Here is a 24,903-nt window from a genome sequence, read left to right as displayed (position 1 = left end):
TTGAAAATTATTTAATACTGTTTCCATCAAATACAAAGCGAATATCATATGAAGCATTATAATTAATAATTGGAATATTAATTTTCACCTTGCCATTTAGTTTTTTTGACAAGTCAGCAACTTCAAATTCTACAACTCTAGTATTATCTTTTTTGTTTTCACTTAACACGGTTGTTTCTACAAATTGACCATCTTTTTCTACTTGGAAACTTTTAATAGAAGCACTATCTTTCACTTTAAATGAAACATATTGTTTTCCATTTTTAACTGTTAATGTCGCTGGGCTTTCAAAATAACTATTCATTCTAGACGATTCATCTTTATCGCCTTTCCATACAGTAAAAGCAATATTATATTTTCCATCAGCTAGTTTTGCAGCAGCCTTTGCATCTTGTAAACCTAGTGTTGCGATAAACGTAAATAAAACAGCAAATACGGCAATAATCATTTTAAATTGTTTAAACATATATTCATCACCCTTCAAAAGATTTATTTACTCAACTTCACTTTACGAATTAAGAAAGCACCTGAAATAAGAATTAACGCTGCAAACAATCCAATACGTGCTTCATCGCCTGTTTTTGGGTTATCTGTTTTTTCAGCTTTTCCATTTTCATTTTTTGTTTCTTTGTTCGCTTCTTTAGCTGTTTCCTTACTCTCTACTTTTGTTTTCTCTTCTTTTACTTGTGTATCTGTTTTCGCTTGATCATTATTTTTTGTTGTAGCAGCTACAGCTTTTACATTTGCATCAAAAGCAAAACGAATTGTGTAGTGGTGGTCATAGTTTGCATTTGGTACAACAACATGAATTTTTACAGCTGCCGGTTTGGATAAATCATCTACTTTAAACTCTACTGTTCTTTTATCTGCCGATTCATCTTTACTAACAACTTTCGCATCAACAAAATTCCCGTTCTCTGGTGCTTTAAATTCTGTAATCCAAGCACTATGATTCATCGGAACTTGTACTCTCATCTCACCGTTTTTCACTATTAATTTTGCTGGCTTTTCAAAATAGTCATTTGCCATTGAAGCTGAATCATTTTCCGCTTTTTGAATTACGTAACTAATATCGTAAGTACCATCAGCTAGTTTTGCTGAAGCATTCCCGTATGGCATTACAAGAAAAGCTAGCATACATACGAACGTTATAATAAAAGCGGGTAATACAGAAATCTTTCTCATTTGGCTTACTTCCTCCTTGGTTATCTTTCATCCATACTTTTTTTGAAAATGATAATTATTCTCAATTTATAAGAAAAAAATAATAATCCTCTACCATTATTTAATTGTAATTTATTTATGTACTGTAGATATTATTGATTATCATTCTCACTTAATGTTAAAAATAATATCCCTCTCTATTCCGTATAAAGAGCGATTCACATTTTAACATAAGTCCCTATCCCTTTTGTTGATTATCATTCTCAATGAATCTCAAAAAAAATAAAACTATCCATTTTCCTACTCTATCACCTCTATTTACAAAAATGATATCGTTATAGAAAACTTTATACCTTTCACTCCTCACTTTCCTTCCAATATTTCCACAACTAAGTCAATCTTAGCCTACTCATAATTTTTTTGTCAACTATATTACGTATAAAATTTTAAATATCTAAATCTCTCTATATGCGGCTTTTCCTACAAAAAAAGAGGCTTTCTTTCATAGAAAGCCTCTTTTCTCTATTTTTCTACAGCAACTTCTTGCTTTTGAAACTTAGAAACTATATAACCAAATCCTATACCGATTATGCCTGGAACTAACCAACCAATTCCTACACTATATAATGGAATCTTATCTAAAATAGGTGCTAGCGCTGCAATTTGAAGGTTTGCATTATGTAACCCATCAAAGAAACTTATTGCAAATGCTCCTACAATCCCGCCCACATACATCGCTAATGGAAGACGAACGTAGTTTTCAACAAGTGATAATATGATAAGTACGATTCCAATTGGATAAATTGCGATTAAGATTGGTAATGCTAATGCATTTAACTGAGTTAACCCAAGGTTTGCTACCATAAATGCTAATACACAGAAAATGAAAATGACTTTTTGATAAGAAAGCTTTGGTAATAAAGAAGAGAAGTAATCACCACAAGCTGCAACAATACCTACAGAAGTTGTTAAACATGCTGCTGTAATTGCGATCCCTAGTAATAAAGTTCCGTAGCTACCAAATAAATGATTCACGACATTTGTTAAAATAATTCCTCCGTTTGCTCCCATTCCAAGTGACACACTAGAAGCTCCAAGATAAGCAAGTGCTAAATACACAAGTAGTAGACCAAGCGCTGCAATAAATCCTGCAAAGATTGTTACTTTTGCAATACTATTTTTATTTGTAATGCCTTTTTCTTTTAACGCATGAATTACAACATTTCCGAATACCAGTGCTGCAAGTCCATCTAAAGTTAAATATCCATCAATAAATCCTTTAAAAAGAGGAGCACTATACGCTTCTGTCGGTGCACCAAATTCTCCAATTGGTGTGATAAGTGCTTTACCTACGATAAGTGCAATAACAGCTAATAATATTGGAGTTAGCACTTTACCAATACGACCCACTAATTTCGAAGGATTTAAAGCTAAATAGAAAGTGACTGCAAAGAAAATAAGTGTAAAGATAACAAGTGGATACGATTGACCCGCTATCTCACTTGGTAAAAATGGTGCAACACTCATTTCATAAGCAACAGTTCCTGTACGCGGCACACTTACGAATACGCCTAAACATAAATAAATTGCAGTGATAAAAACTAGAGCGAATACAGGGTGTACACGTCCTGCTAGCTCATTAATATCTCCCTTTAGAGCTATAACGATAACTCCTAATAACGGCAATCCAACACCTGTTACGATAAAACCAAACAACGCAATCCATACATCAGTTCCAGCGCCTTGTCCTAATGCTGGTGGGAAAATCATATTACCTGCACCGAAAAATAGTGCAAATAACATTAAACTTATTGCAAACATCTCAGAAAACTTTAAAGATGATTTCATTTTTACTAACCTCCTAAATAATTATAAATTAACAAAATATTCTGAACTAAAATCCGTCACATATCCTCTTTCAAGCATACTTCCCCGTAAAAGAACGCAAAAAACACCCGTCCCTAACAAAGGGACGAGTGTTGAAATCGTGGTTCCACCCTTATTCTAATAAAATGAATTTATAACGAAATAAGCTCATTTTATAGCTCGTGTAAATTGATAACGGTTTTATCCGCCAAGAATTACAATGCATCATGCATGCAGTTCACTCTTGAAGTTTAGAGGTGGTAAGCTTGTCTTTTCGTATTAGGAAGCTCACAGCCTAAGGCTTCCCTCTCTGAGAATCGTAGAAAACAACTCATGTCCTCATCATTACTTTTATAAAATATCTTGTCGAAACTTGTTGTTTTTTATTATATGGGCTATTTTTTAAAAAATCAATAGTTTTATTTTTTCTGACAAAAATATAGGGAGAAAATTTCCCCTCCCTATAACTGCCCTATTAAAATTTCTAACTCTTCAGCTGTAACGCTCCGCCACTTTCCAACTTCAAGATCATTTAGCTCTATATTCATAATGCGTACTCGCTTTAACTTTGTTACAGTAAATCCGAAAGCACGACTCATTCTACGAATTTGCCTGTTCATCCCTTGCGTTAAAACGATGCGAAATGTTGATTGATCGACTCTTGTCACTTTGCACGGCTTCGTCATGCCATCTTTAATCTTTACGCCGCTGGACATCTCATCAATAAACCAATCTGTAAAAGGTTTATCGACTGTGACAACATATTCTTTCTCGTGCTCATGATCTCCGTGTAAAATTTGATTCGCAATCCCGCCATCATTCGTTAATAAAATAAGTCCTTCTGATGCTTTATCTAATCGTCCAACAGGAAAGATACGCTCAGGGTAATTAATATATTCAATAATATTATCTTCAATATGATCGGCTGCTGTACAAGTAATGCCGACTGGTTTATGAAAAGCGATATACACCTTTTTCTTCTCTTCTTTTGCAATAACCTGTCCATCAATCGTTACATCATCACCATCACTCACGATTGCACCGTGCGTACATTTTTTACCGTTAATAGCTACGCGCCCTGCTTTAATAATGCGATCTGTTTCGCGTCTTGAACAAGATTTTGCTTCGCTTATGTATTGGTTGATTTTCATAGCTTATTCCTTTTCGTATATATTAAAAGCGTCAATCTATGGCAATATCATTATGCCACGATTGACGCTCGTTTACTTCGCAAAAACAACTAAATAAATAACCCCAATCACCAAAAATATTCCGCAACAAGCTAACAATACTTTTGCAAGTTTGTCCATAAACATATAATGGTTTCCCCTTTGTTTCGTTGTTTTCTATTTTAATTCGACAACTGTTACGCCTAGGCCTCCCTCGCCCATGTCACCGTAACGGAATGTTTTCACACCGCGGTGCTTCTTCAAGTAATCTTGAACACCTTGGCGAAGTGCTCCTGTTCCTTTACCGTGAATGATTGATACGCGAGGATAGCTTGCAAGCTGGGCATCGTCTAAATATTTCTCGACGCGCGCCATTGCATTTTCAAATCGTTCACCACGAAGGTCAAGTTCTAGCGAAACATGATAGTCTCTACCCTTTACTGTTGCAACTGCTTTTTTCTCTGTTTGCTTTGGCGTGTTAATGTATTCCATATTAGATTCTTTTACTTTCATCTTCAGAATACCGATTTGTACGCTCCACTCTGTATCGCTTACTCTTTCAAGTAATTGACCTTTTTGACCAAACGTTAATACTTTTACTTCATCACCTGCGCGCAACTGTTGTTTCGGCGCAGTGTTTTTCACGTTTACTTTTTGTTTCTTCACAAGCTCTGGTGCTGCGCCTTCTAGACGACTCTTCGCTTCAATTAGCTCGTGATCTTTCACGTTTGCAAGCTGTGCTTTACGCAATTGACGAAGTTCTTGAATAATGCCTTCTGCTTCTTTCTTTGCAGCTTCGACTTTTTCTTCCCCTTCTTTTTGCGCTTTTAACAATCGTTCATCGCGATCTTCGTTAAATTCAACAATTTGGCGTTGTAATTCGCGATGCAGTTTTTCAGATTCCTTGCGAAGTGCTTCTGCTTCGTTCCAGTCACGTTCTGCGTTCTTCTGGCTTTCCTCTAACTTCACAATCATATTTTCAATTTTATTCGTATCTGTACTAATGTGATTACGTGCTTGATCGATAACGCGATCAGATAGTCCAAGTCGCTTCGAAATTTCAAAGGCATTACTACGTCCTGGTACACCGATTAGTAATTTGTACGTTGGGCTTAGCGTGTTCACGTCGAACTCAACGCTCGCATTAATAACTTGCTCACGATTATATCCGTATGCTTTTAATTCTGGGTAATGCGTCGTTGCAACAACGCGAGCACCACGATTACATACTTCATCTAAAATTGAAATGGCTAGTGCAGCCCCTTCTTGCGGGTCTGTTCCAGCACCTAATTCATCGAATAAAACTAAGCTTTCAAAATCAGCTTTTTCTAAAATATCAACAATGTTCACCATATGTGAGGAGAACGTACTTAAACTTTGTTCAATCGATTGCTCATCACCGATATCAGCAAAGATATTTTTGAATACACAAATCTCTGACTCATCCATTACTGGAATGTGAAGTCCAGATTGCGCCATTAACACACAAATACCAACTGTTTTCAGCGTAACTGTTTTACCACCTGTATTCGGTCCTGTAATAACAATTGTCGTGAAATCTTTCCCTAACATAATGTTATTTGGCACGATAATTTCTGGATCAATAAGCGGATGGCGTGCTTGTCTTAAATCCATGTAACGCTCGTTATTTACGATTGGTTTCGTTGCTTTAATTCGCTTCGCATAAAAAGCTTTCGCAAAGATGAAATCAAGATTTGCAACTACTTCTACGTTAGATAAAACGATATCCGCTTCTACTGCCACTTCTTCTGTTAACATCAATAAGATGCGTTCGATTTCTTGTTTTTCTTTCACACGTGCTTCTTGCAGTGCATTATTTAATTCTACAATGACTTGTGGTTCAATAAATAACGTTTGTCCAGAAGCCGATTGATCATGAACAATACCGCCATATACGCCGCGGTATTCTTGTTTTACTGGGATTACGTAACGTTCGTTACGAATCGTTACAATCGAATCAGACAGCATTTTTTGCGCGTTTGAAGAACGCGTCATGTTTTCTAACTTTTCACGAATACGGCTTTCCGCAGTACGAATTTGAGTACGAATACCACGCAGTTTATCACTTGCGCTATCGACTACTTCACCGCCATCACCGATGCAATTTGTAATTTTCTTTTCTAAATCATATAAAGATACAATTTGAGCGACGTGAGTTTCTAAAATCGGAAGCTCGACACCGTTATCAACCATATCTTCAATGAAACGTTTCATATTACGACTACCATACATCGTATTCGCAATATCAAGTAATTCATTTGGACTTAACATACTTCCAATTTTTGCACGCTTCACATTGGAGCGAATATCCGTAATGCCACCTAATGGTGCACTACCTTTTAAACGAATAACTTTCGCTGCTTCATCCGTTGTATCTTGCATTTCTACAATTTCTTCAAAATCAGTGCTCGGCACTAAATTCTTCACTTTGTCACGACCAAGTGAAGAGGCTGTATGTTCAAGTAATTGTTCTTTTACTTTATTGTATTCTAATACACGCAACGTTCTTTCTAACATGTTGCTGGTCCCCCCTGTGTTACTTATTACGTTTAATATAGTCTAATAAACGTTCAACATCCCACGTGTTAATCACGTTATCTTTTTGAATCCACCCTTTACGTGCTGCTGCTACACCTGTTTCCATGTCTTCTAACATTTCAAGTGTATGAGCATCCGTATTAATCGCTACTTTTACGCCAGCATCTTGTGCTTGTTTTAATAATTTTGCGCTTAAATCTAGACGGTTTGGATTCGCATTTAATTCTAAAACTGTATTTGTTTCTTTTGCGAGTTCAATTAATAAATCTGTATCTACATCATAACCCTCACGGCGTCCAAGAAGACGCCCTGTCGGATGAGCAATCATTGTGACATGCTTATTCTCTAACGCAGCACGAAGACGTTTCATAATCGTTTCACGGTCTTGTGAGAAGCTAGAGTGAATTGCTCCAATGACATAATCTAATTCCGCTAATACTTCATCATCAAAATCAAGCGAGGCATCCGGTAAAATGTCCATTTCAATCCCGCGTAAAATTGTAATGTCTGGATACTTTTCGTTCATACGTTCAATTTCTTTCGCTTGTTCACGAAGGCGCTCTTTCGTTAAACCGTTCGCTACTTTCAAGTATTGCGAGTGATCAGTAATCGCCATAAACTTATATCCACGAGCACGGCACGCTTGTACCATCTCTTCAATAGAAAAAGCACCGTCACTCCATGTTGTATGCATATGTAAATCACCTTGTATATCAGAAAACTGAATTAAGTTTGGATACTCTTTAATTAATTCAATTTCTTTTCCATCTTCACGCACTTCTGGCGGGATAAATGGAAGACCAAAATGAGCAAAGAATTCTTCTTCAGTCTCAAATGTTTTCACTTCACCTGTTTCCAAGTTCTCTACACCGTACTCACTAATTTTCTCGCCTTTATCTTTTGCGATTTGACGCATTTTTACGTTATGGTCTTTTGATCCTGTGAAATGGTGAAGAGTTGTAATAAACTCTTCTCGTTTTACTAAGCGGAAATCAATTGAAATATCATATTCATATTGAAGACGAACAGAAACTTTCGTATCTCCGCTCGCGATTACTTCAATCATATTATCGAATTGTAGTAAATGCTCACGTACTACAGCTGGTTCTGTCGTTGCAATAATAAAGTCTAAATCTTTCACTGTTTCACGAACACGGCGCAAACTACCAGCGCGAGAGAAACGAATTACTTCAGCAATATTCGACAATTTCTCCTCTATTTCCCCGGCAATAGGCAATACCATCGCAATTGGTAAACGCTCTGGACGAGATCCTACTTGATCGATTGCTTCTAATATTTTTTCTTCTGTCTTCTTACCGAAACCTGCTAAAGCTTGTACTTTATTTTCCTCACAAACCGCTTTTAGCGATTCCATATCAACAACACCAAGTTCTTTATATAACTTAGCTACCTTCTTACCACCAAGACCTGGCAATTTTAATAACGGTAATAAGCTACTTGGCACTTCTTGTTCAAGTTCTTGTAACACTTCAGATGTTCCCGATTCTATATATTCTTGAATAACTGCTGCTGTCCCTTTTCCAATGCCCGGAATCTTCGTGAAATCTTCAATCTCAGAAAGACTACGATCATCACTTTCTAATGCTGCTGCCGCTTTACGAAATGCAGATATTTTAAATGGATTCGCGCCCTTTAGTTCCATAAAAAGCCCGATTGTCTCTAATAATTTAATAACTTGTTTTTTATTTACTTTCATCATTACCCCGCCTTTCTTTCATAGAAAAAAACTCCTCTTTCCGAAAAAAGAGAAGTTATACTCTGCTACCTGTCTGCCATAGTTCCTTCACCTTTTCAGATAGAATCGGTGTATCGTCTACAATTATTTTGCTAATTGATGATTTTTGTAATGGTGTTTGTACTTGTTCAATCGGAAGAATGTTTCCAATGATAATTAAGACAAACAAAATAATATATACTTCTAAAAATCCGAGGATCGCCCCCGCAAACGCATTTACTTGCTTTAAAACCGGTATTTCTGCAAACATATTTAACAAATTACCAAGTAATGAAAGTGCAATTTTTGTAATAATAAACAATATGATAAACGCAAGCGCTTGATAAAATACTGTCTCAATATTATTTGCATCAATCCATTCTGGAACTGATACGTTTTTATCAAATGGATACGGAATAAATTTCGCAAGTGCTGGCGCTAAATCTTTACAGTACCAGTATGCAACAAGGTATGCGATAATAAAGCTTGTTAACTTTACAAGTTGCAGAATAAACCCTCTACGTAAGCCGAGGAAAAATCCCATAACAAGCAGTAAAATGATAATAATATCAATCATGTTATTCCATTCCTTTTTTTGTCATACTTTCTTTCAATTTCTCATGTTCTTCTTTTAATTTTATGTAATCGTGTATGACGTTTACCGCCGTCAATACCGCTAGTCTACTCGTGTCAAGCGAAGGATTCTTGGCATTGAGTTCGCGCATTTTATCATCCACAATCGCTGCTACCATGCGGATATGACTTGTACTTTCATCGCCAACAACTGAATATTGCTGACCATAGATTTCTACATTAATTCGACTTTTCTTTCCCTTTTGTTGTGACAACTCACCGGCCTCCAATCACGTACAGAATCCTAAAGTTTATCATACCATGAACCTTCATAATATGGAAACAGAAAGAACAATCCGATATGATAAAAATAACAATATAAAAAAAGGGGTGACCATTATGTCAAATTCTATCGTAATTCAAACAAATTCTACAGTAATTGAAGACATGAAACAACAATATAAACATTCGCTTAGCCCGAAAATTCCACAAGGCGGAATCTTCATGGCAAAGGTACCATCTTGCACAATTACAGCGTATAAATCTGGAAAAGTAATGTTCCAAGGCGGACGTGCTGAAGCAGAGGCTTCTCGTTGGCAAACTGTCTCTCAAACACCGAAAACAGCTGTAAAAAAATCTGTCGATTCACACCGTTATGCACCGCCTGCTTCCATCGGTACAATGTCCATCGTAGGGTCTGATGAAGTTGGTACTGGTGATTTCTTCGGACCGATGACAGTAGTTGCTGTATATGTGGATGCGAAGCAAATTCCACTACTAAAAGAACTTGGTGTAAAAGACTCTAAAAACTTAAATGACGATCAAATTACTGCCATTGCGAAACAACTTCTACACGTTGTTCCTTATAGCTCTCTTGTCCTTCATAACGAAAAATATAACGAGCTATTTGATAAAGGAAACAACCAAGGTAAGTTAAAAGCTTTACTACACAATAAAGCTATTACAAACTTATTAGCTAAAATTGCACCTACAAAACCTGAAGGCGTCTTAATCGACCAATTCACACAACCTGATACATACTACAAATATTTAGCAAAACAAAAGCTGGTACAACGTGAAAATGTTTACTTCGCGACGAAAGGAGAAAGTGTCCATTTAGCAGTAGCCGCTGCCTCCATTTTAGCTCGTTACTCATTCGTGAAACAATTTGACGAACTAAGTAAAAAAGCTGGTATGCCCCTTCCAAAGGGTGCTGGTAAACAAGTTGATATCGCTACCGCTAAATTAATTCAAAAGCTTGGTAAAGAACGATTACCTGAGTTTGTGAAACTGCATTTTGCTAATACAGAGAAGGCATTTCGCTTATTAAAATAGTATCGACAAAAACAGGAGCCTACAAACTCCTGTTTTTTGTTTCATCCTACTATTGTCCTTATAGTTTTGTTATAATCACAATATACAGATTATTCTAACACAGGAGGAGATCCCCATTGCTACTTATACAAATGATTCTAAATATTTTACTAGGTAATCCACACGAAAGACAGTTTGAAATTAGGGAAAACATTCAGCTACTAAGTGAACAACGAGCGTTCAACGATTTAATAGAGCGCTATGGCCGATCTTTCTTATTAAACTTTCGGATTCGGAGATTTATCGGGAAACACGATGCTCGCTCGTTAATACATAATCCAGCAAAACTACAACACTTCTGTGAGGAACTTGAATGTATGATTAGAAAAAGGAGGTTTTTCATATGAACGCTGTAAAAGTTAAAAAGGTACTAAATGTTTTCATACACCTCGTAGGTCCACTTTCTTACCTCACTATTTCTACCATTTGGGGGAGCTTTTTTCACTACTAAATCTACATTTGAAAATATATCTGATAATCTTGGCGTTATGGCCATCTATTACGTGTTCATGAGTTTACTGTGGTTTTTCTATTTAGATCGATTAGAAAAAGATGTAGATAAAATTACAAAAGAGATTCATGATAATAAGATGTAATATAAAAAAGGAGAGTCGCCAAGACTCTCCTTTTTTATGTTAGCTTCGTTTCTGCTTCTTATTAGATGAAGGTACTTTATGAGAACCCGTTTCATGTGTCGTCGTTCCTTGTCCTTCTACTTCCGGAGAACCTAGGCCCGATCTTGAATGATCTTTTTTCACTTTTTTACTCATTTTATACTCACCCCTTCGCGTTACTTTTTGCTACGGGGGAGTAAACTATACAATATGCAAAATAAAAAGCGAGAGGAAATCCTCTCGCTTTTTTTATATTTTAGAATTCAGAAGAACCTGGAGTTCTTGGGAATGGAATTACGTCACGGATGTTAGCCATACCAGTGATGTACATTAGGAAGCGCTCGAAACCTAGACCGAATCCAGCATGTTTTGTACCGCCGTATTTTCTAAGTTCTAAGTACCACCAGTAGTCCTCTTCATTCATACCTAATTCTTTAATTCTGTCTACTAAAACGTCCATTCTTTCTTCACGTTGACTTCCGCCAATTAATTCGCCGATGCCAGGAACTAGAAGGTCAGTAGCAGCTACTGTTTTACCGTCTTCATTCAAGCGCATGTAGAATGCTTTAATGTCTTTCGGATAGTCAGTTACGAATACAGGGCGTTTGAAGATTTCTTCTGATAAGTATCTTTCGTGCTCTGTTTGTAAGTCAATTCCCCATTCTACTGGGTATTTGAAATCAGCACCTGATTCTTGAAGTACTTTAATTGCTTCTGTATAAGTGATGCGGCCGAAGTCAGAGTTAATTACGTTGTTCATGCGCTCAAGAACTGTTTTATCAACGAAGCTGTTGAAAAATTCCATTTCTTCTGGTGCATGCTCTAATACGTATTTCATTGCATATTTCAGCATATCTTCTGTAAGGTTCATTACGTCACCTAATTCAGCGAATGCAATCTCAGGCTCAACCATCCAGAACTCAGCAGCGTGGCGAGTTGTGTTTGAGTTCTCTGCGCGGAATGTAGGTCCGAATGTGTATACATCGCGGAATGCTAATGCATAAGCTTCAGCGTTCAGCTGTCCACTTACTGTTAAGTTTGTTTCTTTTCCGAAGAAGTCTTTTGACTCATCAACTTTTCCGTCTTCACCTTTTGCTACGTTGTTTAAATCTTGCGTTGTTACGCGGAACATTTCGCCAGCACCTTCTGTATCACTACCAGTGATGATAGGTGTGTGAACATGTACGAATCCACGCTCTTGGAAGAATTGGTGAATCGCAAATGCTGCGATAGAACGTACGCGGAACGTTGCAGAGAATGCATTTGTTCTTGGACGTAAGTGAGCGATTGTACGTAAGTATTCAAACGTATGACGCTTCTTTTGAAGTGGGTAATCAGAATCTGATAAGCCCTCGATATCAATTTTTTCTGCTTTAATTTCAAATGGTTGCTTCGCTCCAGGCGTTGCAATTACTTTACCTTCTACTTTAACTGAAGAGCTAAGTGGAAGTTTTGCAATTTCTTTGAAGTTATCTAATTCTGTATCGAAAACGATTTGAACGCTTTTGAAGAAGCTACCGTCGTTTAATTCAATGAAACCAAATGCTTTTGAATCACGTAAGTTACGAATCCACCCTGATACTTGTACTGTTTGACCTGCGTATTTATCTGTATCTCTATACAGACTTTTTACTAATGTGTTTTCCATAGTGAAATTCTCCTTTGCTGATATATTTGAATACAAAAAAACCTTTCATCCATAAAGGGACGAAAGGTTAAACTTCGCGGTACCACCCAATTTGTCATAAAGACCAACTTTAACTCGTATGTAATACATACTTCCCGGTTTGTAACAGGCCGGATTCCCGTCTAAGTCTACTCTTGAATACAAGATTCAATTTCGGTTAGCAACTCCAAGGTGTTCTTCACATATACCTCCTCATCAGGCTCTCACCGTCCCTGACTCGCTTTGGATTATAGTATATACTACTTTTCCTTATCATCGTCTTTCATTTTGTTAAACTAAAATTAATGTACTACATTCGAGAGAAAGATGCAAGACGCCTAAAAATATATCGACGATTTTTACAATCGCTCCATAAAAAAATTGCCGGAATAAATCCGGCAATTTCTTATTACTTACGTAACTCCGCACCAAATTTCTCTTCTACCGTTGTTAATACACGGTTATGTGCTTCTGTTACTTCTTCGTCTGTTAACGTACGTTCTGCATCGAAGTAAGTCATAGAGAATGCAAGTGATTTCTTGCCTTCTTCCATTTTCTCACCTTCGTACAAGTCAAATAGTGTTACGTCTTTCAGAAGTTCTCCACCAGCTTCAGCAATAACTTGCTTCATTTCGCCAGCTTTTGTTTCTTTCGTTACGACAACAGCCATATCACGTGTCATAGATGGGAAACGTGGAATCGCTGAGTAGTAAGTTTCTTCTGCGTCTGCACCGAATACTTTTACAAGAGATAGTTCGAATACGAATGTATTTTTCACATCTAATTGTTTTTCTGCTTCTGGATGCAATTGACCGATGAAACCAATTACTTCGCCATCTAATACGATGTCAGCTGTACGACCTGGGTGCATACCTTCACGTTTTGCTGGTGCATATGTGATTTGGTTTGCAACGCCAAGTACGTCGAATAGTCCTTCTAGTACACCTTTCACAACGAAGAAGTCTACTACTTTTTTCTCACCTTGCCATGCATGGTGAAGAGCAAGACCTGTCATCACACCTGCAAGATGTTGTTCTTCTTTCGGAAGTTCTCCTGCTTCTGTCGGTAAGAAGATAGAACCTACTTCGTATAAAGCAACACTGTCGTTTTTACGAGCGACATTGTATGAAACTGCTTCTAACAATTGTGGCACTAAGCTTAAACGAAGTTGGCTACGCTCTTCACTCATTGGAAGTGCAAGGTTTACAGGAGCTTTTTCGTTTGGCTCAACCATATATTGTTTCGCTTTGTCAGCGCTTGTTAATGAATACGTGATTGCTTCATATAAGCCAGCACCTTCTAAGAAGCGACGTACTTTACGACGTTTCGTTTGTGCTGATGTTAACTTACCACGAGTCATCGTTCCAGAAGGTAATGTAACTGGAATGTGATCATAACCGTATAGACGGCCCACTTCTTCTACTAAGTCTTCTGAAATTGTAATATCAGGACGACGTGCTGGTACATTCACGTGGAATGTTCCTTCTACTTCTGTGAATGGGAATTTTAAGTTTGTGAACATTGTACCCATTTCACTTGCAGAAATATTTGTACCTAATACACGGTTTACTTTTTCAGCAGTAACAGATACTGTACGCTCTTGTACTTGTAAGTTATCAGCTTCTACTACACCTTCAAGTGCTTCACCGCCAGCGTATTTTGCCATTAAAGCAGCTGCGTGTTGAATTGCTTCAAATGTACGTGTTGGGTCGATTCCTTTTTCGAAACGTGCACTTGATTCACTACGAAGACCTAAGTCTTTTGATGTACGACGTACTGTTTGACCTGCAAAGTATGCAGACTCAATTAGAACGTTTACTGTCTCATTTGTAACTTCAGAATCCGCTCCGCCCATTACACCAGCAACAGCTAAAGCTTTTGTTCCGTTTGTAATTACAAGGTGGTGGCTTTGTAATGTACGTTCTTGATCATCTAACGTTTCAATTTTTTCGCCTTCTTTTGCAAGACGAACAACAATTTCTTTTGAACCTAATTTATCGTAATCGAATGCATGTAGCGGTTGACCGTATTCCATTAAAATGTAGTTTGTAATATCAACTACGTTGCTAATTGGACGAATGCCAGCTGCCATAAGGCGAGTTTGCATCCACATTGGTGATGGACCAATTTTTACGTTCTTCACCATTTTTGCAATATATAATGGGTTTTCTTCTTTCGCTTCTACACTTACAGAAATATAATCAGAAGTTTTTTCTGCTGTTTCTTGTAAGTCGATAGCTGGAAGTTTTACTTCGCGGCCATAAATAGCAGCTACTTCGTACGCAACACCTAACATGTTTAAGCAATCTGCACGGTTTGGTGTTAAACCGAGCTCAAGTACTTCATCATGTAAGTTTAAAATTTCAAGTGCATCTGCACCAACTTCAGCGTCGCTTGGGAAGATGAAGATACCATCTGCATATTCTTTTGAAACTAACTTTCCATCAATACCAAGCTCTTGAAGAGCACAAACCATACCGTGAGAAGCTTCACCGCGTAGTTTTGCTTTTTTAATTTTGAAGTTACCAGGAAGTACAGCGCCAACTTTTGCAACTGGTACTTTTAAACCTTTTGCAATATTAGCAGCTCCACAAATAATTTGAACTGGCTCTTCTTCACCGATATCGATTAAGCATTTGCTTAATTTATCAGCTTCTGGGTGTTTTTCACATTCTAATACGTGACCAACTACAACACCTTTTACACCTTTATTTAATACTTCAACGCCTTCTACTTCAATACCACTTTTCGTGATTTTGTCTGCTAGTTCTTGTGCTGTTACATCTTTAATATCTACATACTCTTGTAACCAACGATATGATACGAACATATTTATCCTCTCCTTCCCTTACGCTCGTTTGAATTGTTGTAAGAAACGTACATCATTTGTATAGAAATGACGAATGTCATCTACGCCGTATTTCAACATTGCGATACGCTCTGCGCCCATACCGAATGCGAAACCTTGATATTCTTTTGAATCATAACCAGCCATTTCAAGTACGTTCGGGTGAACCATACCTGCACCTAGAATTTCAATCCAGCCAGTCCCTTTACAAGTGCCGCAACCTTTGCCATGACACATCATACAAGAAATATCCATCTCTACAGATGGCTCTGTGAATGGGAAGAAACTTGGACGAAGACGGATTTCACGATCTTCACCGAACATCTTTTTCACGAATACTTGCAGTGTACCTTTTAAGTCACTCATACGAATGTTTTTATCAATTACAAGACCTTCAATTTGCATGAACTGATGTGAATGCGTCGCATCATCATCATCGCGGCGATACACTTTACCAGGACAAATAATTTTGATTGGGCCTTTTTCTTTATTATTTTCCATCGTACGTGCTTGCACAGAAGATGTATGTGTACGTAGTAACGTTTCTTCTGTAATGTAGAATGTATCTTGCATGTCACGTGCTGGGTGATCTTTCGGTAAGTTTAGTGCTTCGAAGTTGTAGTAGTCTTTTTCTACTTCTGTTCCTTCAGCTACTTCATAACCCATACCGATGAATACATCTTCAATTTGTTCAACAACAGCTGTTAACGGATGGTGACAACCTGTTTCAACAGGACGACCTGGCAGTGTAACATCAATTGTTTCAGTAGCTAATTTCGCTTCAATTACTGCTTTTTCTAAGTTACCAATTTTGTCTTCTAGACGCGTTTGAATCGCTTCACGTACTTCATTTACTAATGCTCCCATACGTGGACGCTCTTCTGCTGATAATTTTCCCATACCGCGTAATACTTCTGTAATTGGACCTTTTTTTCCTAAATACGCTACGCGTACGTCGTTTAAGCCTTTTAGCTCTTTCGCTTCTTCAATAAGCTCTAACGCTTTTTGCTTTAGCTCTTTTAAACGTGCTTCCATTTTGGAACCCTCCTAATTTTAAAAATAAAAAAACCTCGCTCCCAAAAAGGGACGAGGTAAATTCGCGGTACCACCCTAAATTGACAGAACATGTCTGCCCACTCATTAGTTATAACGATCAATTCTGACCGGAACGCCTTTACATATACATGGTCCTGGCGTCAACTCCAGAGGTGAATTCACTTCCGTCTACCATAAGAATGCTTTCAGTCTACGGCATTCTCTCCCTATATGGCGATTTTGTAAGCTACTCTTCTCTATCAACGTTTTTCGTTATTTAACTTTTAATATAATGTACTTCAACTTATTATAAGAAGTTTTTTATTTGTTCGCAACTGGGCTTTGTAAATAATACGTTAAAATCCCTGCTGCAACCGCAACATTTAATGATTCTGCCCCGCCGTAAATCGGAATATACAAGTTTTGATCCGTTTTTGTAAGAATTTCTTGGCTTACGCCGCTTCCTTCATTTCCTACAATTAATGCAAAGCTACCGGTTGGTGTTACTTCACCATAGGGAACTCCATTTTCAAGAGCTGTTCCATATACAGGAACGTTATTTTCTTTTAACTTATCTACCCATTCTTCTAAGTTCCCTTTTACAACTGGTAAGTGGAAAATAGAACCTTGTGTAGAACGAAGCACTTTACTATTATATGCATCAACGCATCCTTCTCCAAGCACAACGGCATGAATACCAGCTGCATCAGCTGTACGAATAATTGTCCCTAAATTACCTGGGTCTTGCAGGCCATCTAATAGAAGAAACTTCCCATCAGTAAGAGCTACTTCACTCTCGTGTTTCTCACAAACAGCAAATACACCTTGCGTCGTTTCTGTTTCACGAAGTACTTTTACGATTGCTTCAGGCACAATATACATTTCCACATCATTAACTGTCCAATCTTTCGGAAGGTCTGTCTGATCTGAAACGATAAGTTCTGTTACAACTCCTGCCTTTAAAGCTTCCTCCACTAAGTGGAATCCTTCAACAAAAAATAAACCTTTTTTATCGCGCTCTTTTTTCGTCTGCAGCTTTTTCCACTGCTTCACACGCGGATTTTGTACTGAATCAATGTTTTTCATAATATGTATTTCCCTCTCTTCTTGTCTTATCATTATAGCCTATTTTTCATACATATTTACATAAAAAAGAACAAAAACTAACGTCAGTTTTAATTCTGAAGAAGAGGTGAAAATAATGAGTTTTAATTTACGCGGTGCCGTATTAGCGAATGTATCTGGAAATTCACAAGATCAATTACAAGAAACAATCGTCGATGCAATTCAAAGCGGTGAAGAAAAAATGCTTCCAGGTCTTGGGGTTTTATTTGAAGTCATTTGGAAAAACGCTGATGAAAATGAAAAGCACGAAATGTTAGAAACACTGGAGCAAGGATTAAAAAAATAAGCAATTTAAAAATCACCTTCGCATAAGCAAAGGTGATTTTTTTCACGGAAAAATTTTTCTTCTCCTAAACATTTCTACTTTACTAACGAACTATGATGGAGTACAATGTTCAAAATACATTTAAACCGATCGATTTTTCTTCATATACACCATAAGATAAAAGGAGTGAATGTTTTATGCACCGTATTACGCTTGAACAAATTTTTAAACACCATATTACACAAAAATACGTAAATCGTTCTGGGATGGTCCACGCGATTGCTGTCGCTTACCATGCGTTTCACTTAGCTAAAAAGCATCACGCCTCAGTCGATGCTGCGACAAAAGCTGGTTTCCTTCATGATATCGGACATCATACATGGTACACAGGCGGCGAATGGGACTATGATTTATATAAAAAGAATGATATACACGCAATTAAAGGCGCAGAAAGAGCTCATAAATTACTTATTAGATTAGGAGAACATCCGAAACTAGCAAAAGAAATTTCTATCGCAATTCTCCTTCATACAGATTCTTTCTTAGTAGAACAAGAAATTGAAAGAACATCTCTTCAAAACATTATTAAATGGGCGGATGAAGCAGATGAAGAACCGGGCGGAGCGCATCATTATCGAACAATTTCCTATGAAAAAGCGCTAAAAGCAATTCAACAGTTAGATCGATTGGTAGAGCGTGAATTACAAATAGAGCAATCGAAATCAAACAACAAAACAGAACATAGTTATCAATGAGAAAGAGGCATCACTATAGGGTGATACCTCTTTTATTATTTTATAGAAAATACACCTTTATATGTAATATTTAAATGTTACACCTGAAAACAAGATAATTTATAATTAAATATACAAATATAAAGGGGGGATTCTACATATGCAACCCGCTATACAACTTTCTAATGAACAGAAATACTCTATGTCATGGTTACAATTTCTTGGAGTTTTATTCATTCTCTTTCCATGTCTCTCATTAATAAATATAATCCTTACATTTTTACCTATTGAGTTATATGGATACATTAACCCAAATACAAATAAATTTTTGCTTGATTCTATAGAAAATGTAAGTTATGAATTAGTTGCCTTACTTTTACTAATTGCATTTATCACGAAATATAAACCACTGAAAGAACTAGTATTACCTATATTCGATTTTCGAGTTTTAAAATCTTTTCGGATGTACATCTATGTTCTCATTTATTATGTACTCACCTTATTTGTAGATATGTTTGTGCTAGATAAATTATTCCCTTCATCCGTACAAGAACAGTCTGATGCATTACAACTTTCAACACTAGACCACTATCCACTTCTCTTACTTCTAGCTGGTGGAATTTTTGCACCTATTTTTGAAGAGCTTGTATGCAGAGGTATTCTTCTTCGTTTTTTCGAAGAGAAGTTTACCTTTTGGCCAGCTGTAATCCTCTCAAGTTTAATTTTCGGTATTGCTCATACGTACTCTGTGGGAGTTATGTTTAGTGCATTTGTTACTGGAATTTTCGCTTGTTTATTATACAAACAAACTAAATCTATTATTCCAGCTATAATATTACATATTTTGACCAACATAATTGCTTTTTTACCTTAAGAGAGAGGTATCACAATACCTCTCTTTACTCTTTTATCACAATTATAAACTCTTCTGTTAACACTTTTAGACAAACCATTTGTACAGAACATCAATATAAAATTATTACTGTCTGTAAATAGTAGCTTCAACATATCTTTTTTACTACAATGATGACTTTTTTGTATAAATATCCTATAATCTTTATATATAATTATTAAATATAAAAGGATAGGTGATTCACTATTATACAAGCCACGCAACTAACTTACCCACAAAAGCATCCTATGTCACTCTCGCAATTTCTATTTTCGCTTGTTTTCGCGATTTGGGGAACAGGATTTCTAGCTGACCTCTTTATAGGTCTTCCTACCGTTATTTATACAGAAGGTTTAACCGATCCAAAACAAATTGCTTTAGCAAAATCACTTACTACTTTTGGAAGGCATTTATTTGTATTGTGCATTTTATTAATTTTAATTTATGCATATAAACCGTTAAGAAATTTAATTGTCCCAACACTAAACTTTACAGCATTAAAAAAAGTAAGCACATACATCTATATAATCCTTTTTTACGGGCTACATATCGTTAATGATATATTTATAATTAATAATATTTTTCCTGATGCGGTAAATGAACAGTCATCCGCTTTAGACCTAGAAATGTTAAAACAATACAAACTGTTATTGCTGATAGGTGGCGCTATACTTGTACCTATTTTTGAAGAACTTATAGTCCGCGGTATTATTCTTCACTTCCTACAACAGCGCTTCCCCTTTTGGATTGCAGCACTTGGGTCTAGTTTCCTCTTCGGAATAGGTCATATATACTCAACTGGTGTGATGTTTAGTATGTTCATCATGGGTCTATTTATGGCGATTTTATGTAAAAAAACAAAATCCATTATTCCAGCTATATTACTTCATATTATGAATAATATGTTAGCCTTTTTAGGATAAAGAGAGGTATCATCACGATACCTCTCTTTACTCTTTTATAACAACTTCAAACTCTTCTTCCGTTAACACTTTTCGATAATCCGTTTTCTTTTCTCCTTCTTCACCAGAAGTTAGAACAGGCGTCAGTATAATTTTTGTTACACGATCTTCTAGCTTTTCAAATCGCCAATAACTATTTTTTGATAAGGTAAGGCCAGAATCTAGTTTTAACTCTTTACCATCTTGATCCTTCCCGATAAATGTTACGTCTACCTTTGTTCCGTTCAACATCTTATAGTTCAACTTTGTAGATATAGGAGAAACTTTTAAATCTTCCACTTCTATTTTTTGACCATTTTCTAATTTAAAATGTTTACGGATTGGGATTGTTCTCGTTTCAGCTTTTAATTTGTCTCCAGATGCTTTAAAGGAAAAGCCCCATTCTCCTTTCCATGTTGATTTCCCCTGTTCCAAAACAATATCCCTATACACAACTTGTATATCACATTCTCCACGAATTTCTAGAGGATTCATTTCATCATCTTTTAAATCTACATTTGAGAAAAATGTATACGTATACTCGTTTATTTTTTTGTCTCCGCCAGTACCACTGCCATTTAACAGTTTTCCATTTATATAAATATCAGGACTAGGATGGGACTCTTCTAAATTAATACGACTAGACTTAAACGTACTATTAACAATAATCTGCCCTTCATCTATCATCACTTCATCTAACCGCACTTCTACACCGTTATCATAAACTGTTTGTCCTATTGTCGTTGTATATTCTTTTAAAGGTTCTCCTCTACTGTTTACGTAGTCTTCCATTTTACTTCCGATTAACGGTATATCTGCAATCATCCTTCTCATATCTACAGTCATCATCATGATAAATAATGCCGCAGCAGATGTTACAATAGTTACATTCCGTTTCGTATGAGCTTTGTTCGTTTTTATTTTTTTACGAATTCGCTTTTTCATTTTCTTTTTCTCTATGTGAGTTAAGTTAATCTCTTCATATTCATTCTCATCCATTTTTATATCATTTAACATTTCATATGGATCTTTCATTTCTTTCACCTCTTTCCTTATTTATTTCATCCGGTTATGTAAAAATAATGCCCTTAACTTCTTTCGACCTCTTGATAGACGATTGTATATAAAAGAAGTTTTCACTCCCATTTTCTCCGCAATATATTCTACACTATCCTCTTGCACGTAATGCTTCATAAAGATTTCTTTATCGTTCTTCTTTAAATGATTTAATATATGTTCCATATCATTACTAATTTCGTTTTCAAGAGTAGTATGCATCGCTATTTCACCTATTTGATCTAATCCTTTTTCATTTACTGTCTTCGCATATTTTCTCGCGTAATCGATAGATTTATATTTTGTAATAACTGCAATCCAATTTTTTAACGTATTTTTCTCTTCATCATACTTTTCAATATGATTCCAAATTGCCAATAACACATCATCCACACATTCCTCTTGCACATCTTGAAAAGAAGCTAAATGCTTCTGAACGATACTTTTTATAAGTCCGCCGTACTGGTCGATAATAAAATATAATGCTTTTTCGTTCCTGTTCCTTAGCTGATACGCAACATTTTCTTCTGTAATTTTCATATGCTCCCTCCTCTCTAACATGCTCTATATCTATTAATTCGTATCGGTACTACTCATTTCTATCAATTTATACATATTTATTAATAATATCCAAAATAAACCTCATGTAGTAAAATATAACTTGATTATTATAAAGGAGTTTACATATGTTCAGTATTATTTGGATGCTTTTTACGCCACTTCTCTTACTATGCGGGATTGCTGGTGGTATTTTTTTAATAGTAACAGGGATTAAATATCGGAAATTACTCGTTGGTTTAATGGGGCTACTTAGCCTATCCTTTGTTACACTACCTTTTGTTCTTTTAAGTGTAGGGATTCATATCGATACAATTTTCCCGATTCCAACTGCTCTTTACTGGACCCTATTTTCTTTAACTGGATTATTAGCAGGGGTAAGTGGAGTACAAGCAAAAATTAAAAGTATACGTAATATAGGATTCATTATTTTTACCACTGGAATATTAAGTGTTATCTTCTGGGAGCTCATGTCTGTAGGTGATTCATTCTATATATAATATTTTTTATCAACCTACAAATCGGAGGTAATGCAAAAGTGTTTGGAATATTAACTTGGATGATTTTAGCTCTTACTTTGATGTTATGCGAATTCATCGTCGGCATTTTTTTACTTATTGCTGGCATGAAACATCGTAAATTACTTACTATTATAGCTGGTTTCATTAGCATATTACTTATCGTTGTTCCTATCATTTGTATAAGTTCTGGAATAGATTTAGAGGGGCTGGTTCCAATTTCGGAAACTTTATATTGGTGTTTCTTCTCTTTAGCTGGACTATTAGCTATTATAAGCGGAAAACAAATATCGAGTATTCGTTCTATGGGGACGATTTTGGTTATAACAGGGCTGTGCTCCGTAACTGGTTATCATCTTTTATATCTAACTGCGTAAAAAAACACAAAAAAGCAGGGAAATTAATTCCCTGCTTTTCTATTTGGTTTATTGCCTGATGGTAAGAAGAACGATAACATCCAAGCAATCCCTGCGAGTATTGTTGCAATTAAGAAGGCATCGTTAATACCGTTAATTGCAGATAGCTTTGAAATTTGTCCATATAATAGTTGCGTGCCCATCGCATCTCCTGCTTGCGCTGATCCGGCTAAGGCCGCTAAGCTTTGCCCTATACCGTGTACTTTATCAACTAAAATTGGATTTGACGTCGTTAACATATTACCGTAATCTGCTACGTGAGCAGTTGTTTGTTGCGTCATAAGTGTAATTAAAATCGCTGTCCCAATTGAACCCGCTACTTGTCTTGACGTATTTTGCGTTGCTGTACCGTGAGAAATTAATTTCATCGGCAGTGCGTTCATACCAGCTGTCATAATTGGCATCATAATGAATGACATACCAATTGAACGTATAATATAATCCGTCATAATAACGCTATACGGTGTATCCATCGATAATTTTGTAAATTCATATGTCGCATACGTCGTAATTGCCAATCCAATTATCGCTAATGGACGGATGCCATATTTATCGAATAATTTACCCGCTACTGGTCCCATGATCCCCATAATTAATGAACCTGGAAGAAGTAGTAAACCTGATTCAATTGGCGTGAAGCCACGAATATTTTGTAGATATACTGGAAGTAATAGCATACCTCCGAATAATGCCATCGTTACGATTGCATTAATTACTAAAGTAAAAGTAAATACTGGATATTTAAACACTTGTAAATCAAGCATTTTATTGTCCGTTGTTAACTCTCTCCAAATAAATAACGCTAAACCAATTACACCGATAACAAGTGAAATAATGACTTCTGCACTAGTCCAACTATTATTTCCAGCTTCACTAAATCCGTACAATAAGCTTCCTAGTCCAATACTTGAACTAACCACACCGAATATATCTAATTTCGTTTTAGACACTGGCTGAGCTAGTGTAAAGAATTTTAAAGATAGGAACGTAATAATTAAACCAATAATAAACATCGCATAGAACATTAAGTTCCAGCTATAGTTTTCAATCACCCAACCTGTTACAGTTGGTCCGATAGCTGGTGCTAAAATCATCGCTACACCTAGTAATCCCATCGCTGCTCCGCGCTTATGAGGTGGGAATAATGTCATGAAGATATTCATACCAACTGGCATTAAAATACCCGCACCAACCGCTTGAATAACGCGGCCCGTCATCATCATTGTAAAGTTTCCTGAAGTAGCACAAATGATAGATCCTACCGTGAAGAATAACATTGCTGCTACGAATAATTTACGATACGTAAATCGTGAAACTAAAAAGGCACTAATCGGTACTAAAATACCATTTACAAGCATGAAGCCTGTAATTAACCATTGTGCTGTTGAAGTTGATACGTTAAATTCATTCATTAACGGAGGCAATGCAACGTTTATGATTGTTTGGTTTAAAATAGAAACGAACATACCGAGAATTAATACTGTTACAACTGCTTTTACGTTCACATTCTCTATAGGCATAGACGTTTGTTTTTTCGGTACTTCTTTTTCTTGTTTTACTTCTTCTTGCTTTCCTGTTTCCAACTCAACTACATTAGAAATTTCCGATTCTTGCTTGTGTTCAATTTCTTTCTCTTCTGTTTCTACCTTACTTACTTCTATTTTACTTACGGCTGGGACTTGTTCTTCTCCCGCGTTCGTTTTTTTCTTTCGTAAAAGACGATTTACAAGGAAGAAGACGATTATACAAAATAGTGCATATCCTGCAATTACGATTGAGGACATCTCATCTCCCC

General features: G+C 36.3%; 24 protein-coding genes, 1 pseudogene and 3 other annotated features. Of the genes and pseudogenes, 9 read left to right on the top strand and 16 right to left on the bottom strand.

The genetic code is table 11. From position 1 onward, the window contains the following. Positions 1-7: 7 nt before the first annotated feature. The 8 genes from DN390_RS04060 to zapA form a co-directional block, all read right to left on the bottom strand. Positions 8-466: an NEAT domain-containing protein gene (locus DN390_RS04060; RefSeq protein WP_097952029.1), complete on the bottom strand. Its 459-nt coding sequence runs from the start codon at positions 464-466 to the stop codon at positions 8-10. 23 nt (positions 467-489) lie between these two features. Next, complete coding sequence (isdC, locus tag DN390_RS04055; protein WP_147806660.1) at positions 490-1,185, bottom strand: heme uptake protein IsdC; 696 nt, start codon at positions 1,183-1,185, stop codon at positions 490-492. A gap of 501 nt (positions 1,186-1,686) precedes the next feature. Beyond that, positions 1,687-3,012, bottom strand: coding sequence for a branched-chain amino acid transport system II carrier protein BrnQ6 (gene brnQ6, locus DN390_RS04050; protein ID WP_147806659.1), 1,326 nt, complete (start codon positions 3,010-3,012; stop codon positions 1,687-1,689). Between the two features lie 117 nt (positions 3,013-3,129). Beyond that, positions 3,130-3,385: a binding site (T-box leader), on the bottom strand. Between the two features lie 106 nt (positions 3,386-3,491). Continuing rightward, complete coding sequence (locus tag DN390_RS04045) at positions 3,492-4,181, bottom strand: 23S rRNA pseudouridine(2604) synthase RluF (protein ID WP_147806658.1); 690 nt, start codon at positions 4,179-4,181, stop codon at positions 3,492-3,494. A gap of 195 nt (positions 4,182-4,376) precedes the next feature. Then, the gene (locus DN390_RS04040) at positions 4,377-6,737 is read right to left on the bottom strand and encodes an endonuclease MutS2 (RefSeq protein WP_147806657.1); all 2,361 of its coding nucleotides are present in this window, start codon (positions 6,735-6,737) and stop codon (positions 4,377-4,379) included. A 19-nt stretch (positions 6,738-6,756) separates the two neighbouring features. Beyond that, the gene (polX, locus tag DN390_RS04035; protein ID WP_147806656.1) at positions 6,757-8,475 is read right to left on the bottom strand and encodes a DNA polymerase/3'-5' exonuclease PolX; all 1,719 of its coding nucleotides are present in this window, start codon (positions 8,473-8,475) and stop codon (positions 6,757-6,759) included. A gap of 55 nt (positions 8,476-8,530) precedes the next feature. Then, positions 8,531-9,070 (bottom strand): CvpA family protein, encoded by a 540-nt coding sequence (locus DN390_RS04030; RefSeq protein ID WP_000565409.1) that lies wholly within the window; start codon positions 9,068-9,070, stop codon positions 8,531-8,533. 1 nt (position 9,071) lies between these two features. Beyond that, complete coding sequence (gene zapA, locus DN390_RS04025; RefSeq protein ID WP_000082701.1) at positions 9,072-9,341, bottom strand: cell division protein ZapA; 270 nt, start codon at positions 9,339-9,341, stop codon at positions 9,072-9,074. A 124-nt stretch (positions 9,342-9,465) separates the two neighbouring features. Here zapA and rnhC point away from each other — a divergent pair, with 124 nt between their 5' ends. From rnhC to DN390_RS04010, 3 genes and pseudogenes are all read left to right on the top strand, one after another. Beyond that, positions 9,466-10,401 (top strand): ribonuclease HIII, encoded by a 936-nt coding sequence (rnhC, locus tag DN390_RS04020; protein ID WP_147806655.1) that lies wholly within the window; start codon positions 9,466-9,468, stop codon positions 10,399-10,401. Between the two features lie 116 nt (positions 10,402-10,517). Then, a complete protein-coding gene (locus DN390_RS04015) occupies positions 10,518-10,787 on the top strand; it encodes a hypothetical protein (RefSeq protein WP_000924591.1) in 270 nt (89 codons plus the stop codon). Next, positions 10,784-11,036, top strand: a pseudogene (locus tag DN390_RS04010) (hypothetical protein). Before DN390_RS04015 ends, DN390_RS04010 begins: the two are co-directional and overlap by 4 nt. Positions 11,037-11,075: 39 nt before the next feature. Here the strand turns inward: DN390_RS04010 and DN390_RS04005 are convergent. The 5 genes from DN390_RS04005 to DN390_RS03985 all read right to left on the bottom strand — a co-directional run bounded on the left by DN390_RS04005 (position 11,076) and on the right by DN390_RS03985 (position 17,722). Continuing rightward, positions 11,076-11,210, bottom strand: coding sequence for a YuzL family protein (locus DN390_RS04005; RefSeq protein ID WP_000039588.1), 135 nt, complete (start codon positions 11,208-11,210; stop codon positions 11,076-11,078). A gap of 100 nt (positions 11,211-11,310) precedes the next feature. Continuing rightward, positions 11,311-12,702: an asparagine--tRNA ligase gene (asnS, locus tag DN390_RS04000; RefSeq protein ID WP_147806654.1), complete on the bottom strand. Its 1,392-nt coding sequence runs from the start codon at positions 12,700-12,702 to the stop codon at positions 11,311-11,313. 52 nt (positions 12,703-12,754) lie between these two features. Then, positions 12,755-13,006: a binding site (T-box leader), on the bottom strand. A gap of 123 nt (positions 13,007-13,129) precedes the next feature. Beyond that, positions 13,130-15,550: a phenylalanine--tRNA ligase subunit beta gene (pheT, locus tag DN390_RS03995; protein WP_097952018.1), complete on the bottom strand. Its 2,421-nt coding sequence runs from the start codon at positions 15,548-15,550 to the stop codon at positions 13,130-13,132. 18 nt (positions 15,551-15,568) lie between these two features. Next, positions 15,569-16,603 carry a phenylalanine--tRNA ligase subunit alpha gene (gene pheS / locus DN390_RS03990; protein ID WP_000388220.1) on the bottom strand — a complete coding sequence of 345 codons (1,035 nt, stop codon included), beginning with the start codon at positions 16,601-16,603 and terminating at the stop codon, positions 15,569-15,571. Between the two features lie 44 nt (positions 16,604-16,647). After that, positions 16,648-16,876: a binding site (T-box leader), on the bottom strand. Positions 16,877-16,924: 48 nt separating this feature from the next. Further along, complete coding sequence (locus DN390_RS03985) at positions 16,925-17,722, bottom strand: TrmH family RNA methyltransferase (RefSeq protein ID WP_147806653.1); 798 nt, start codon at positions 17,720-17,722, stop codon at positions 16,925-16,927. An 82-nt stretch (positions 17,723-17,804) separates the two neighbouring features. Between DN390_RS03985 and sspI the strand changes: the two genes are divergently transcribed. The 4 genes from sspI to DN390_RS03965 all read left to right on the top strand — a co-directional run bounded on the left by sspI (position 17,805) and on the right by DN390_RS03965 (position 20,542). Beyond that, positions 17,805-18,014 carry a small acid-soluble spore protein SspI gene (gene sspI / locus DN390_RS03980; RefSeq protein WP_000009509.1) on the top strand — a complete coding sequence of 70 codons (210 nt, stop codon included), beginning with the start codon at positions 17,805-17,807 and terminating at the stop codon, positions 18,012-18,014. Positions 18,015-18,190: 176 nt separating this feature from the next. Beyond that, a complete protein-coding gene (locus tag DN390_RS03975) occupies positions 18,191-18,748 on the top strand; it encodes an HD domain-containing protein (RefSeq protein WP_000554789.1) in 558 nt (185 codons plus the stop codon). 139 nt (positions 18,749-18,887) lie between these two features. After that, complete coding sequence (locus tag DN390_RS03970) at positions 18,888-19,601, top strand: CPBP family intramembrane glutamic endopeptidase (protein WP_147806652.1); 714 nt, start codon at positions 18,888-18,890, stop codon at positions 19,599-19,601. 266 nt (positions 19,602-19,867) lie between these two features. Continuing rightward, positions 19,868-20,542, top strand: a complete 675-nt coding sequence (locus DN390_RS03965) for a CPBP family intramembrane glutamic endopeptidase (protein ID WP_147806651.1) — start codon at positions 19,868-19,870, stop codon at positions 20,540-20,542. A gap of 27 nt (positions 20,543-20,569) precedes the next feature. On the opposite strand, the gene DN390_RS03960 is transcribed toward DN390_RS03965, so the two are convergent. Together DN390_RS03960 and DN390_RS03955 are read right to left on the bottom strand one after the other, a co-directional pair. Further along, positions 20,570-21,595, bottom strand: a complete 1,026-nt coding sequence (locus tag DN390_RS03960) for a DUF4179 domain-containing protein (RefSeq protein ID WP_147806650.1) — start codon at positions 21,593-21,595, stop codon at positions 20,570-20,572. 21 nt (positions 21,596-21,616) lie between these two features. After that, on the bottom strand, positions 21,617-22,156 hold the full coding sequence (locus tag DN390_RS03955; protein ID WP_147806649.1) for a sigma-70 family RNA polymerase sigma factor: 540 nt from the start codon (positions 22,154-22,156) through the stop codon (positions 21,617-21,619). 146 nt (positions 22,157-22,302) lie between these two features. Between DN390_RS03955 and DN390_RS03950 the strand changes: the two genes are divergently transcribed. Together DN390_RS03950 and DN390_RS03945 are read left to right on the top strand one after the other, a co-directional pair. After that, complete coding sequence (locus DN390_RS03950) at positions 22,303-22,674, top strand: DNA-binding protein (protein WP_147806648.1); 372 nt, start codon at positions 22,303-22,305, stop codon at positions 22,672-22,674. A gap of 38 nt (positions 22,675-22,712) precedes the next feature. Then, entirely contained in the window at positions 22,713-23,069 is a 357-nt protein-coding gene (locus DN390_RS03945) for an ammonia permease (RefSeq protein ID WP_147806647.1), read from the top strand. A 23-nt stretch (positions 23,070-23,092) separates the two neighbouring features. On the opposite strand, the gene DN390_RS03940 is transcribed toward DN390_RS03945, so the two are convergent. Then, positions 23,093-24,892 (bottom strand): DHA2 family efflux MFS transporter permease subunit, encoded by a 1,800-nt coding sequence (locus tag DN390_RS03940; RefSeq protein WP_147806646.1) that lies wholly within the window; start codon positions 24,890-24,892, stop codon positions 23,093-23,095. Positions 24,893-24,903 lie beyond the last annotated feature (11 nt).

It is taken from the genome of Bacillus sp. SH7-1, assembly GCF_008042405.1.
Taxonomy (GTDB): Bacteria; Bacillota; Bacilli; order Bacillales; family Bacillaceae_G; genus Bacillus_A; species Bacillus_A thuringiensis_N.
The sequence above is the reverse complement of the archived record's forward strand: the minus strand, read 5'-3'. Positions and strand labels throughout refer to the sequence as shown.

Excerpts from the sequence above, each read along its gene's own strand:
- DN390_RS04060 (WP_097952029.1), bottom strand. The coding sequence starts at position 466 with ATGTTTAAACAATTTAAAATGATTATTGCCGTATTTGCTGTTTTATTT.
- isdC (WP_147806660.1), bottom strand. The coding sequence starts at position 1,185 with ATGAGAAAGATTTCTGTATTACCCGCTTTTATTATAACGTTCGTATGT.
- brnQ6 (WP_147806659.1), bottom strand. The coding sequence starts at position 3,012 with ATGAAATCATCTTTAAAGTTTTCTGAGATGTTTGCAATAAGTTTAATG.
- DN390_RS04045 (WP_147806658.1), bottom strand. The coding sequence starts at position 4,181 with ATGAAAATCAACCAATACATAAGCGAAGCAAAATCTTGTTCAAGACGC.
- DN390_RS04040 (WP_147806657.1), bottom strand. The coding sequence starts at position 6,737 with ATGTTAGAAAGAACGTTGCGTGTATTAGAATACAATAAAGTAAAAGAA.
- polX (WP_147806656.1), bottom strand. The coding sequence starts at position 8,475 with ATGAAAGTAAATAAAAAACAAGTTATTAAATTATTAGAGACAATCGGG.
- DN390_RS04030 (WP_000565409.1), bottom strand. The coding sequence starts at position 9,070 with ATGATTGATATTATTATCATTTTACTGCTTGTTATGGGATTTTTCCTC.
- rnhC (WP_147806655.1), top strand. The coding sequence starts at position 9,466 with ATGTCAAATTCTATCGTAATTCAAACAAATTCTACAGTAATTGAAGAC.
- DN390_RS04005 (WP_000039588.1), bottom strand. The coding sequence starts at position 11,210 with ATGAGTAAAAAAGTGAAAAAAGATCATTCAAGATCGGGCCTAGGTTCT.
- asnS (WP_147806654.1), bottom strand. The coding sequence starts at position 12,702 with ATGGAAAACACATTAGTAAAAAGTCTGTATAGAGATACAGATAAATAC.
- pheT (WP_097952018.1), bottom strand. The coding sequence starts at position 15,550 with ATGTTCGTATCATATCGTTGGTTACAAGAGTATGTAGATATTAAAGAT.
- pheS (WP_000388220.1), bottom strand. The coding sequence starts at position 16,603 with ATGGAAGCACGTTTAAAAGAGCTAAAGCAAAAAGCGTTAGAGCTTATT.
- DN390_RS03985 (WP_147806653.1), bottom strand. The coding sequence starts at position 17,722 with ATGATAAGACAAGAAGAGAGGGAAATACATATTATGAAAAACATTGAT.
- sspI (WP_000009509.1), top strand. The coding sequence starts at position 17,805 with ATGAGTTTTAATTTACGCGGTGCCGTATTAGCGAATGTATCTGGAAAT.
- DN390_RS03975 (WP_000554789.1), top strand. The coding sequence starts at position 18,191 with ATGCACCGTATTACGCTTGAACAAATTTTTAAACACCATATTACACAA.
- DN390_RS03970 (WP_147806652.1), top strand. The coding sequence starts at position 18,888 with ATGCAACCCGCTATACAACTTTCTAATGAACAGAAATACTCTATGTCA.
- DN390_RS03965 (WP_147806651.1), top strand. The coding sequence starts at position 19,868 with ATGTCACTCTCGCAATTTCTATTTTCGCTTGTTTTCGCGATTTGGGGA.
- DN390_RS03960 (WP_147806650.1), bottom strand. The coding sequence starts at position 21,595 with ATGAAAGATCCATATGAAATGTTAAATGATATAAAAATGGATGAGAAT.
- DN390_RS03955 (WP_147806649.1), bottom strand. The coding sequence starts at position 22,156 with ATGAAAATTACAGAAGAAAATGTTGCGTATCAGCTAAGGAACAGGAAC.
- DN390_RS03950 (WP_147806648.1), top strand. The coding sequence starts at position 22,303 with ATGTTCAGTATTATTTGGATGCTTTTTACGCCACTTCTCTTACTATGC.
- DN390_RS03940 (WP_147806646.1), bottom strand. The coding sequence starts at position 24,892 with ATGTCCTCAATCGTAATTGCAGGATATGCACTATTTTGTATAATCGTC.